This is a genomic window from Butyricimonas faecihominis (genome assembly GCF_033096445.1).
Taxonomy (GTDB): domain Bacteria; phylum Bacteroidota; class Bacteroidia; order Bacteroidales; family Marinifilaceae; genus Butyricimonas; species Butyricimonas faecihominis.
In genome coordinates, this window is sequence record NZ_AP028155.1 from 2,132,913 (window position 1) to 2,145,815 (window position 12,903).

At 44.6% G+C, this 12,903-nt stretch carries 10 protein-coding genes and 1 tRNA gene; 4 read left to right on the forward strand and 7 right to left on the reverse strand.

Annotated features, from left to right (window positions below; genetic code table 11):
* Positions 1–65 precede the first annotated feature (65 nt).
* Positions 66–138, reverse strand: a tRNA-Trp gene (locus R8806_RS08930).
* A gap of 203 nt (positions 139–341) precedes the next feature.
* Here R8806_RS08930 and mnmA point away from each other — a divergent pair.
* Together mnmA and R8806_RS08940 are read left to right on the forward strand one after the other, a co-directional pair.
* Positions 342–1,388: a tRNA 2-thiouridine(34) synthase MnmA gene (gene mnmA / locus R8806_RS08935; protein ID WP_124317276.1), complete on the forward strand. Its 1,047-nt coding sequence runs from the start codon at positions 342–344 to the stop codon at positions 1,386–1,388.
* A gap of 19 nt (positions 1,389–1,407) precedes the next feature.
* On the forward strand, positions 1,408–1,971 hold the full coding sequence (locus R8806_RS08940) for a Crp/Fnr family transcriptional regulator (RefSeq protein ID WP_124317275.1): 564 nt from the start codon (positions 1,408–1,410) through the stop codon (positions 1,969–1,971).
* A 20-nt stretch (positions 1,972–1,991) separates the two neighbouring features.
* Here R8806_RS08940 and R8806_RS08945 read toward each other — a convergent pair whose 3' ends face one another.
* The 5 genes from R8806_RS08945 to lysS form a co-directional block, all read right to left on the reverse strand.
* Complete coding sequence (locus R8806_RS08945; RefSeq protein WP_124317274.1) at positions 1,992–3,653, reverse strand: putative transporter; 1,662 nt, start codon at positions 3,651–3,653, stop codon at positions 1,992–1,994.
* 36 nt (positions 3,654–3,689) lie between these two features.
* Positions 3,690–4,892 (reverse strand): hypothetical protein, encoded by a 1,203-nt coding sequence (locus tag R8806_RS08950; protein WP_124317273.1) that lies wholly within the window; start codon positions 4,890–4,892, stop codon positions 3,690–3,692.
* A gap of 4 nt (positions 4,893–4,896) precedes the next feature.
* Complete coding sequence (locus R8806_RS08955) at positions 4,897–5,853, reverse strand: nucleoside recognition domain-containing protein (RefSeq protein WP_151412085.1); 957 nt, start codon at positions 5,851–5,853, stop codon at positions 4,897–4,899.
* A gap of 101 nt (positions 5,854–5,954) precedes the next feature.
* The gene (locus R8806_RS08960; protein WP_124317019.1) at positions 5,955–6,959 is read right to left on the reverse strand and encodes an NAD(P)H-dependent glycerol-3-phosphate dehydrogenase; all 1,005 of its coding nucleotides are present in this window, start codon (positions 6,957–6,959) and stop codon (positions 5,955–5,957) included.
* 94 nt (positions 6,960–7,053) lie between these two features.
* Positions 7,054–8,778 carry a lysine--tRNA ligase gene (gene lysS, locus R8806_RS08965; protein WP_124317020.1) on the reverse strand — a complete coding sequence of 575 codons (1,725 nt, stop codon included), beginning with the start codon at positions 8,776–8,778 and terminating at the stop codon, positions 7,054–7,056.
* A gap of 320 nt (positions 8,779–9,098) precedes the next feature.
* On the opposite strand from lysS, the gene recJ reads away from it, so the two are divergent.
* Together recJ and recR are read left to right on the forward strand one after the other, a co-directional pair.
* Positions 9,099–10,817: a single-stranded-DNA-specific exonuclease RecJ gene (gene recJ / locus R8806_RS08970; RefSeq protein ID WP_124317021.1), complete on the forward strand. Its 1,719-nt coding sequence runs from the start codon at positions 9,099–9,101 to the stop codon at positions 10,815–10,817.
* Positions 10,818–10,820: 3 nt separating this feature from the next.
* Positions 10,821–11,438, forward strand: a complete 618-nt coding sequence (gene recR, locus R8806_RS08975) for a recombination mediator RecR (RefSeq protein WP_124317022.1) — start codon at positions 10,821–10,823, stop codon at positions 11,436–11,438.
* A 78-nt stretch (positions 11,439–11,516) separates the two neighbouring features.
* Here recR and R8806_RS08980 read toward each other — a convergent pair whose 3' ends face one another.
* Positions 11,517–12,899: a TlpA family protein disulfide reductase gene (locus tag R8806_RS08980; RefSeq protein ID WP_164719674.1), complete on the reverse strand. Its 1,383-nt coding sequence runs from the start codon at positions 12,897–12,899 to the stop codon at positions 11,517–11,519.
* Between the last annotated feature and the right edge of the window lie 4 nt (positions 12,900–12,903).

The following is a 12,903-nucleotide window of genomic DNA, read 5'->3' on the forward strand; positions in this document are numbered from 1 at the left end:
TTATATCACAAAAGTATACATACATGGGAAATAAAAAAGAGGCTGCAATAACAACCTCTTTTCGGCACGGGAGGAGAGGTTCGAACTCCCGACCCTCGGTTTTGGAGACCGATGCTCTACCAACTGAGCCACTCCCGTATTTCGTGCTGCAAATTAAGGTAATTTAAACGAGAAAAACAAGTCCCACCCGGAAGTACTCGTAAAAATATTACCTTAAAAATGCTTGCTATCCCACAAGTATCAGGAGTTCAAGCAACAAATTCATCCAACAAAATACAAAACCCTATGACAATTCTAAAATTAAACCGTATTTTTGTCCCCCGACTTCAATAAAAAAGGACATGGAAAAAGTTGTAGTTGGTCTCAGCGGAGGCGTGGATAGTTTTGTTACGGCACTCCTGTTACAACAACAGGGTTTTGAAGTTATTGGTGTCCACCTGCAATTATGGGCATCACGGGCCAGCTCCTCGCAAGAACCGGAAGTCGAGGAATTGTGTAAACAAACGGGCATCAAGCTCTACCGGTTAAATGGCAGGCAACTTTTCCAAAAACAAGTGGTCCAACCCTTCATCCAAGGCTACCTTTCAGGAATTACCCCCAACCCGTGCGCCACGTGTAACAGCTTTATCAAATGGAATCTACTTCGAGACTTGGCAAACGAACTAAAAGTACACCATGTCGCCACGGGACACTACATTCGGATTCACCCTTTTGCGAACCATTATTACGTCCATAAAGGAGTTGACCCGAATAAAGACCAATCGTACTTCTTATGGGGCGTTCCGGAAGAGATCCTATGCCGGGCCATCACCCCATTAGGACATTACACGAAAACACAGGTAAAGGAAATGGCCAAAGAACACGGGTTTATCCGTCTGGCTGAAAAGCAAGAAAGCATGAGTATCTGTTTTCTTGAAAAAGGAGACTACCGGGCTTTCATCGCCAGCCAGCCGGGGACAGACTCTTGTTTCACACCCGGCCGGATCGTGGATGAATCCGGAAATCACGTGGGAGAACATACTGGAATCGTGAATTACACCGTGGGACAAAAGAGAGGAATCCCGTCCAAGGGACAATTCCCACAATATGTTTCACGCCTATCCCCGTCCACGAACCAAATCGTCGTGGGAGATAAGGCAAGCCTACACCGAACGACCTTTACTCTCGGGCAAATTCATTTAATTAATCCTGAAGAAATTCATTCACAAGACATAGAAGTTAAAGTACGGGGTATCGGGCTGAACCCGGAAGGATTCGCACAACTATCTTTCCAACCCAATCGGACATTACACGTACAACTTTCCTCTCCCGCGTGGGCCATTGCCCCCGGACAACCGGCTGTCTTTTATCGGGAAGACCGGGTAATCGGTGGGGGGATCGTCCTATAACCTTTTAAAATATCATGACATGACATTTTCAGATATACTCCAACAACAATATAAACTATCCGAGGATAGTATCCACCTTCTCCTTAAAGATGTAACAACCATCTCTTTCAACAGAAAAGAACCCATCGTGCAGGAAGGGCAACGCAATGAGTATATTTATTTCGTGGAAAAAGGTTCTGTCCGAGGATTTATCGAACGGGAAGGTAAGGAGTTTACCCTATTGTTTGCATTCGAGGGAGATATGGCCGCCACCATGCCAAACCTGTCACAAACACCGACAGCTAAATTCACGCTAGAAACCCTCGAATCTTCCACGCTCGTGCAAATCTCCCGTTCTCACTTGGAATACCTCTTCCTTCATTCCCTAGAACTGGCAAACTGGGGACGCAAACTGATGGAAAAGACCATGCAGGAGTACGAGCATTATTTCATCGAGTACTACTGGGCCGACAAAGGCCACCAGTATCAAATACTGATAAAAGAATACCCGCAACTCTTACAACGAGTTTCGTTAAAAGAAATCGCCTCATACCTAAACATCACGCCTCAGTCATTAAGCCGGATCCGGGCTCACTTGAAATAAATCTTACACGAGCATCACCGCTAAACAAAAAACAAAATCAGCATCTGTGCTGTCAGTACCCGCAAGAACATCGTGAGCGGGTACACCGTGGCATAACTCACGGCGGGAGCGTCATTTCCCACGATACCATTGGAATAAGCCAATGCTGGCGGGTCTGTCATACTTCCAGCCATTAACCCCATCAACGTAAAGTAATTCACTTTATATATGGAACGGGCAATAATCCCGATTATAATCAAAGGCACCACGGTAATAATAAAACCATAACCTACCCAAGCATACCCTCCGCCATCAATAATGGTCGACACGAAACCTTCTCCGGCCCCCAACCCGACACTTGCCAAGAAAAGGGATATACCTACTTCCCGCAACATCAGGTTAGCACTCATTGTCGTGTAAGTCACCAAACCGTATTGGGGACCGAAACGACTGATCAAAATAGAAATAATCAATGGACCTCCCGCTAATCCCAGCTTTACCGGCTGAGGAATACCGGGGAAAGTAAACGGAATACTTCCCAGTAAAATACCCAAGAATATACCTAAAAATATGGCTACCAAGTTAGGCTCCCTCAAACGACGCAAAGAGTTACCCAACACTTTCGCCACGTTCGTAACGGCAGCTTCCGGCCCAACAACCGTCAAGCGATCTCCAATCTGTAACTGCAAATTCGGTTTAGCTACCAAATCCACCCCGGCACGGTTTACCCGAGTCACGTTAACCCCGAAACAATTCCGCAACCGCATCTCTCCTAACATCTTCCCGTTCACCTCCCCCTTCGTAATTGCGATCCGACGAGATACCAGTTGTTTATCCAATTGTTCCCAAGCAACGTTGACACGTTCCCCAAGAAAAGCTGCAATCGCATCAATGTCCTGTAAAGCAGCCACGACAAGCAATTTATCTCCTTCACGTAGACAAGTCTCGGAAGAACCGATTTCGATACGGTCATCCTCGTGGCAAACCCGTGAAAACACGAACTTTCGATTTATCAAACGGGTAATTTCCATCAAATCCTTACCAAACAAAGCCGGATTTGTTACTCGCACGGAAAACTGTTGAGCCCCGTTCGCACGCTCCCCATCCTGTCGCTCCAAATCCTCGTTCTCCTTCTCGAACTTCACCCGGAAGATCACCCGCATCAGCAGAATCGACCCAATAATACCGATCACTCCCAAGGGGTAAGCCACCGCATATCCTAAAGCAATCGTGGGGTCATTTACCCCTGCCATATCCGAATAAGCTTGTTGAGCAGCACCCAATCCCGGCGTATTCGTCACTGCTCCGGAAAGGATACCGACCATCGTTGTAATCGGTAATCCGGTCACAACATGAATAATATATGTGGTCACCACGCCCAAGAACACGATGCCCGCGGCCAGCATATTCAAGGTTAAGCCTCCTTTTCTGAAAGAAGAGAAAAAACCGGGTCCTACCTGTAATCCCACAGAGTACACGAATAAAATCAATCCGAATTCCTTCATAAAATGTAAGGTATGACCGTCCACCCGCATTCCCAAATGGCTACAAATAATCCCCACAAAAAGAATCCAGGTTATCCCCAAAGAAATCCCCCAAACCTTTACCTTTCCAAGCACAATCCCCAGAGCGATAACGATTGCGAACATTAACACTGAATGAGCAATTCCCTGTCCAAAAAACAGTTCACTTAACCAAGACATACTTATTTTAGATTTTAAATTGAGAAACTCGTTATTTTATCCCTCTGAACTCTCTGGGTCTTTCACTTTTTTATCGATAGAACGGCAAAATTCAATATCATCCCGGAACAACTTACGATAAGTAATATAAGTCTGGGATTGTTTTGCACCAATGTAATCCATCAAGTGCATCATCTGCGGGTTAAAATCTCCGACCCAACTCATATCCAACCAATCATACGTCTTCTTTGACAAAATGATATTCTTACAGAAAGCATAAATCATAGCAGCCTCCACTCCACGCCCTTGGAATTCGGATGCAACACCAAAAATTAATCCTAAGGCCACACGCCCCCGCTTGATATGACGATAATACAGGAATTTCAAAATACCCAACCCGCTAATCTTACCATTCACGTGTTTCACGATATAGTTCAATTCCGGAATCATGATAAAGAAACCGATAGGTTCCCCTTTATAGTAAGCAAAATACAATAAATCAGGATCAAGCACGGGTTTCAGGGTCTTGAATAACACCTCCACCTGTTCCTTATCCATCCCCCCGACACCATGCACGTTCAAGTTCCACGCCTTATTATAAATGGTCAGGAAAGAATCTTTCGCCTGCCGGGGAGTCATTTCACGATAGGAAATAATCCGGTAATCTTCATTTTTCAACAACCGTTCCGACTTCCAGACCACTACCTTGGAAAGACTTTCCTCCACCAAGCGAGTCCGGTAGATATATTGTTTGAAATAGTCACGGAACCCGTAGTTCTCGAAGAACGGAACATAATACTTATGCGTGTAGGGCATTTGGAATACAGGCGGTTTGAAACCATCGACCAGCAATCCCCACCACTCGTTACGCTCTCCGAAATTCACCGGTCCTTCCATGGACTCCATGCCTCGCTCCTCCAACCACGAACGACAACGGTCGAACAGCATGAAAGCAGCTTCCTGATCATTAATACACTCGAAGAAACCCATTCCCCCCACCGAGTAGGAATCCAAATGGCAGGAACTTCTATCAATAAAAGAAGCCACCCGACCAACACATCGACTTTTCTCATCCCGCAATAACCAGCGGGTACACTCGCCATGCTTGAAAAACGGATTCTTTGCCGGATCGAAAACCTTCGTGATGTCATTATCTAAAGGCCGTACCCAATTCTCGTCATTCTTATAAAGGGATACAGGTAGCAACAAAAATTCTTTTGCTTGCTTTTCGTTCAAAACCTCTTCAATAGTGTATTTCATATTTTTATAAACTAATATTTTCAACTTTTACCGGTGGGTGTACTCGCACCTGCAATAAATAAATGCCCCGACGAATCCACACAACAATCACGGCTAACACGACACGGGGAAATATCAACCACCCCGCAGGTAATCCCATCACGGCAAACAACAGCGGATCCTCCAGTTGCGAATGAGAAATCGCCAAGTGATGATTCAGCAAATCTGCCTCCTGATGTCCCAGTTTTCCCGTCTTGGCATAATCCATCATGATCGCGGAACCGTAAGCCAATCCGACCGTGTTCCCCACCAGCCACAGGAAAGCCACATCCGGATTCAGTCCGAACAAGCGCATTAACGGGGATAACATGGCAGACAATATTTTCAAAATGCCGAACTCTTCCAACAACCGTTGCAATATCATCAACCCCGAAATCACCAGTACGATTTTCAGCCCCAGCATCACACTACTTTCCAGCCAATGCAACATCGTTTCCCAAAAACCGAGAGAAACCGCCGTTTCCGCCATCATCTTCCCACTCATTTCCGGCAACAACCAATTTAAACCGATGGCCGCAACAAAACTTCCCAAGACTCGCAAGATCACCATCCACACAGCAGACGAACCCGTCTTCTGCAACACGATCGTTTCCACGACAAAGTTATGGGAAATCAAACACATCGTTGCCATAATCAAACTTTCCCGCACGGAAAAATCAAGCGTAGAAAGCAAAGCGATCACGGTATATATATTCGTAAATATACTGGTAACAAAGACTAAGGCTGCATCTCCCGGCAAACCGATCAAGGTAAACAACGGGGATGCAAATGAAGAAATATAAGGCAGTATATTAAAGTATGACAACAAAGTCACGAACAAAGATACCGGTAGCATGATTTTCAAAAACCATATTGATGTCTTTATCGCCACGGGTAAGGCCTTCTTCACACATCCCAAAACCCTCGCACTGTAATTTGACATACTTTTTAATTGAAAATTGAAAATTGAAAATTGAAAATGCTAAAACCTCAATTCCCCAATAATCAACATTAAACTCTAAATTCTAAACTTTAAACTCTAAACTATCTCAACTCATCGGTTAACAATCTGATTTCCATTGTCGGACTGATTCGCTCGTAGAGAATGTTATAAACAGCCTCCGTGATGGGCATGTGGACTTTATACTGTTGATTGATTTCATGAATTCCTTTCACGCCAAAGTACCCTTCGGCAATCATCAGCATCTCCATTTGTGCGGACTTCACAGAATATCCTTTCCCGATCATCGTACCGAATGTCCGGTTCCGGCTGAACTGAGAATAGGCTGTTACCAACAAGTCTCCCAAGTACGCGGAAAATTTAATATCCCGTTGAATCGGATGCACGGCATTCACAAAGCGCTCCATTTCTTGGATGGCATTAGCAACCAACACTGCCTGAAAATTATCGCCATATCGCAATCCGTGACAGATTCCCGACGCAATAGCAAAAACATTTTTCAGCACTGCGGCATACTCGGCCCCGTATATATCATCGGAAATCGTGGTTTTCACGTAGAAACACTCGAATAATTGAGCCACAGTCCGTGCTACCCGCAGGTTCTCACTGGAGAATGTCAGATAAGACAAACGTTCCAAAGCTATTTCCTCCGCATGACAGGGACCGGAGATAATTACAATCTGTCCTAGAGGTACCTCGTATTTCTGGTGGAAGAACTCCCCGATAAGTAGATTCTCATCCGGAATCATCCCCTTAATGGCCGAAACGATAATCTTATCTTTCAACGACACTTGCAACCTTGGAGTTACCACGTTTTGTAGGAAAGCACTCGGGATGGCGAACACGATCACATCGGAATTCATGATCACCCAATCCAGATCATCCGAGAACGAGATTTTGTCTATATCAAAATCGACACCACACAAATACCGCGGATTGTGTTTTAATACTTTAAAGGCCTTTATCGATTCAATGTTTCTCATGAACCAATTAATATGCCCGTTATTTTCTGTCAGCATTTTAGCGATAGCGGTAGCCCAACTACCCCCACCAACTACTCCAATCCTTGGTTTTTCAACTATTTCCATGATACCAATAAGTTACAAGTTTACAAGTTACAGGTTACAGGTTTTGTCCTACACGAACTTGTAACCTGCCAACCTGTAACCAGCAACGTTTATTTTAGTTAAACCAGCTTTTTACCTCATCCGGGGATAAAGTCTTCAAGCCTAATTTCATTTTTTTATTTAAACCGCTCAATTCCTGATGCAACTTGTTCGGGTTCTCTACCGCCTTCAAGGTTTCCACGGTCTGGTAACCAGCTTTACGAACCACGGCAACCCAATCAGCCGGGATTCCCAGCTCGATAAATTTCTCGTCAGCATCCACGGTAGCCACTTTCTCCGGTTTCATCTGCGGGAACAACAACACATCCTGTATAGACGGACTATTGGTCAGGAACATACAAAGCCTGTCTATCCCTATACCCATTCCCGAGGTTGGGGGCATACCGTACTCCAAGGCACGCACGAAGTCGTAATCAATAAACATGGCCTCATCATCCCCTCTTTCCTGAAGTGCCAACTGATCTTTGAAACGATTCAACTGATCGATCGGGTCATTCAGCTCAGAGTAAGCGTTAGCAACCTCCTTACCATTCACGAACAACTCGAAACGTTCCGTCAATCCGGGATCTGAACGATGCATCTTAGTCAGCGGAGACATCTCCACCGGGTAATCATAAATAAAGGTCGGCTGTATATAGTGACTTTCACATTTCTCTCCGAAAATTTCGTCAATCAACTTACCCTTACCCATCGTCTCATCCACGTTCAAGCCGATAGACAAACAGAATGCCCGAATCTCATCCTCGCTCTTACCCGTGATGTCAAATCCGGTATATTCTTGAATCGCCTCTGACATTCTCACTCGTTTGAACGGACGTTTGAAATCCACCTCGTTCTCCCCGAAAGGAGCTTTAGTTGTCCCGTTCACGGCCATTGCCGCCGCCTCAATCATTCTCTCCGTGCTATCCATCATCCACAAATAATCCTTGTACGGCACGTACACCTCCATACAAGTAAATTCCGGGTTATGCGTCCGGTCCATTCCCTCGTTACGGAAATTACGGGAAAACTCGAATACTCCATTAAAGCCTCCCACGATCAAACGTTTCAGATACAGCTCGTTCGCAATACGCAAATAGAACGGAATATCCAATGCATTATGATGCGTGATAAACGGACGGGCCGAAGCTCCTCCCGGTATAGCCTGCAGCACAGGAGTCTCCACCTCCAAGCATCCCATTTCCGTATAGAACTGACGGATGGCGTTGATCATTTTCGTACGCTTGATAAACACATCCTTCACCTGCGGGTTCACGATTAAATCCAAGTAACGTTGACGGTATCTTAATTCCGGATCGGTAAAAGCATCAAACACTTTACCATCCTTTTCTTTCACAACCGGTAGCGGACGCAAGGACTTGGACAATATCACCAGTTCTTTCGCATGAACCGAAATCTCCCCCATATTCGTGCGGAACACGAATCCTTTCACGCCCACGATGTCGCCAATATCCATCAACTTTTTGAAAACGGTATTATACATCGTGCAAGCTTCATCCCGACTCACATCATCCCGACTCACGTAGACCTGAATCCTACCTTCGGCATCCTGTAATTCAAAAAATGAAGCCTTACCCATAATCCGCCTGCTCATCATTCGCCCGGCAATTACAACCTCTTGCAATTCCTCCGGTGATTTTTCAAATTTATCCAGAATCTCTTTAGAAAGGTGAGTTACTTTAAATTCCGGTGCCGGATAGGCATCTATTCCCAAATTTTTCAACTCGTTTAAAGAGTTCCGGCGAATAATTTCCTGTTCGCTTAATTCTGCAAGACTCATTTTTATATGCTTTAAAAGGTTATATAAAATCTATTTTATCACCGGGTATACGCCCGCTCTAAATTTTATTCAAAAATTAATGTGCAAAGATAATAAATAAAGTGCAAAGAAGAAAGTAAAAGGGGAGCTCTCCCTCGTTATTTACATTTCCCCTGCTTTTTGTTAAAATTTTATCACCCTAAATTCAATCTTATTTTTATACAACTGAAACACAATCGCATAACCTTATTTAGAACAAACCTGTTAAAAAATATAATCCGTATTCTTTTGAAATCCCAAGGAATTTCTGCTTCTTTGTAGCAGAATAGGAGAAAGAGATAATGAAAAAAAGATGGGTCATCAACACCCCACCCGAGTGGGAAAAAATTGACAAACTATCCAAAGAACTTAACTGCAGTCATGTTATCGCGAACTTGCTTTTGCAACGCGGTGTGGACACTGCAGAAGAGGCCCATGCTTTCTTCAATCCAACCCTCAACATGCTCCATGACCCGTTTTTGATGAAGGATATGGATAAAGCCGTTCTCCGGTTGGAAAAAGCAATCAGCACCGAGGAAAAAGTCATGATTTACGGCGATTACGACGTAGACGGTACCACGGCGGTTGCTTTACTCTATAAATACCTAAAAAATAAATGCGAGTATCCTGAATATTACATCCCGGACAGATACACGGAAGGCTACGGAGTTTCCATCTTGGCTATCGATTATGCGGCTCGCAACGGGATTTCACTCATGATCGTGACTGACTGTGGCGTGAAAGCCGTGGAGAAAGTCCGTTATGCGAAATCCAAAGGCGTGGATGTCATCATCTGTGACCATCACACCCCGGGCGACGAACTTCCGGATGCCGTTGCCGTCCTCGACCCGCAACGGAAAGATTGTCACTACCCCTACCGGTGGTTAAGCGGTTGCGGGGTCAGTTTCAAACTGGCACAGGCATATAGCATGAAACACAACTTGCCGATGGCAGACCTGTACAAATTGTTGGATTTGGTTTGCGTCAGTATTGCCAGTGACATTGTTCCGATCACGGGAGAGAATCGTATCCTCGCCCATTTCGGTTTATTGCAATTAAATAGAAAACCCAGCCTAGGATTAAAAACGATATTAAGTTTTTCCGGAATAGGTAAAGACCTGACAATAAATGACATTGTTTTTCGCATAGGCCCCAAAATCAATGCGGCAGGGCGAGTTGAATCGGGAAACAAATCAGTAGAACTCCTGATAGCCGATGATGAGACCAGAGCCACGGAAGTCGCTGCAAGCATTAACAACTTTAACGACCAACGCAAGAAACTGGATCACGACATCACCGAAGAAGCCCTTGAGTACATCAACCAGTCCCACTACGATCAATCCCAAAAAGCAACCGTACTTTACAACCCGAACTGGCACAAAGGTGTCATCGGGATCGTGGCTTCTCGTCTAACGGAATATTATTACCGACCGACCGTGATCCTGACAGAGTCCAACGGTTTGGCAACCGGATCCGCTCGTTCAGTGGAAGGATTTGACCTGTATTACGCCATTTCACAATGTAGCGAATTCTTGGAAAATTACGGGGGACACAAATACGCGGCAGGACTGACATTAAGGCTTGAAAACATTGAACCTTTCAAGGCTAAATTCCAGAAAATCGTGAGTGAAACGATCACGGAAGAGATGTTGACACCCCAGATCAATATTGATGCCCAAATCAAATTAAACGACATCACCCCGGATCTTTACGCCATGATTCAGAAGTTCGCCCCGTTTGGCCCCAACAACACGATTCCCGTGTTCATGACTGAAAACGTGACGAATTTCATTGGTTCAAAACAAGTGGGACGTAACAACGAACACCTAAAACTGGTGGTCGTGGATGACACGAGAGTCTGCAACGACCGGAGTGGTATAGCTTTCGGCATGGGAGAGGCATTTTCCCGTATCAGTAAAGGTGAATATTTTGATATTTGCTACACCCTTCAAGAAAACGAATTCATGGGGAAAAGCGACATTCAAATGATGATTCGAGATTTAAAATTCAAAGAGGAATAAAACATGCAATCTTTATCTTCCAAACTATTGGAAAAAGCAGTAGAACAATTTGCTTCCCTTCCGGGAATCGGACGCAAAACAGCTTTACGTTACGTGCTACACATGCTGCGCCAAAGCCCCGAAGAGGTAAAGCAATTTACAGACAGTATCACTGCTTTGAAAGAATCCATCAAAGAATGCCAATACTGCCACAACATTTCAGACAGTGACACTTGTGAGATTTGTTCCGACCCCAAACGGGATACCCAAACGATATGTGTCGTGGAAAACATCAAGGACATCATGTCCCTTGAAGCCACCGGTCAATACCACGGGCTTTACCACGTTTTAGGGGGGATTATCTCGCCCATGGACGGCATAGGTCCTTCTGACCTTCACATTAATTCTCTACTGGAACGAGTGGTCAATCCTTCCGTGAAGGAGGTTATTTTCGCCTTGCGAGCCACCATAGAAGGAGACACCACGGGATATTACATCTTCAAAAAACTCCCTCGCCGGGATGAAATCACGGTCAGCACCCTTGCCAAAGGTATCGCCATAGGTAATGACCTCGAATATACCGATGAACTCACACTGGGACGCTCCCTAGTAAACCGGGTAAAATTCAGTCTAAATGGATGATTTTCCTACATATTAAAAAGAATCCGTCCGGAGTTCCGGACGGATTCTTTTTAAATTACACTTTGAACTACATGATAATTATTTCACCAATTGTTCCAACTGCATTCGTAATTTAGGATCCGAGGGACGTTTGGCATTCGCATCCACAATTTTCCCCTCTTCGTCCACGATCACGATGCGAGGGACCCCATGAATCAAGTATTTCTTTACCAAATCCGATTTAAAACCTCCCGGCACGTTCAACTGCAACTCGGCACCCTTCTTATCTTTAACCATCTTTCTCCACAAAGCCATCAACTCATCACCTGTATCCACTGACATCGAAATAAATACGATATTCTCCCCTTTCATATCATCAGCCAATTTCTCCATATAAGGCATTTCCGCACGACAAGGAATACATCCCGTGAACCAAAAATCCAACACCTGCACCTTTCCCTTGAAATCGGCAGAAGTATACTCTTTTCCCTTCACGTCAACCGCCTTAAATTCCGGAGCCATCTGCCCTCTTGCGATAGTTTTATGGGTTTCTTTAGACTCTTGGTAACGAGACTCCAAAGCCGGCAATGCCGCCAACGCCTCCGGATGGGTTATATATTGACGAACCCCTTCCAGATAAACCGGGAAATCATCAGAATATCCTTTCTGTAATGTAAGATTCAACAATTCCACCAAGAACATAGAACGAACCTTCTCATCCCCGATCTTCTGCGCGTAAATTTCCATGTATCTTTCCGGAGAAACCTCAATCCATCCCTTCTTTTCCATCTGTTCGAATGTCCCCAGCATCATGTTAAACCATTTCGGTATCTGCACGAGAGACGAATCCGAAAAGTTCACCTCTTTCATGAAATCATAAAAATTATCTGCCAGTTCAATCTTCAACTGAGGAGCAAACATCGCAGTATTCGCAGGTCCATTCAATCTTTGCAAGTAAAAATCACAACGATACTTCAATTTTTGCAGCCGAATAAAGTCCTGATCCAAACCGGAAGTTTCCAAATTTCCAATCAAGCGATTCACCTCCTCCGTGTTCAGTCTCACCCACTCTGCCGAGTAAAGCGGAACATCCTCAGGTACAGAACCTAAATATACATTTTCAGACAAAAACGTATTCTCGGCAACATGGTCTCCCGCAAACACAACACCATCCGCACCTTCTTGTATCTCCACCCGTGCTCCCGGAGTCAAATAAACCAAATAAAATTTCTTGTTCACCCCTACATAACGGAAATAACTCGGTACATTCAAATCCACCTCATAAGCATAATTTCCCAAAGAATCCGGTTCCATTTTCGTATATCCGGCCGTAGACCCTTCCGGAATAAAAAAGAAGTTTCCTTCAATCGTATTCTTAAACTCCACTCTCGCCTTCGTAGACGATTCCGTCTTATCCTGACATCCAGTTCCGGCAAAAGCCAGAACCGTTAATATCAAAAATACACAACATATTTTATTCATATGG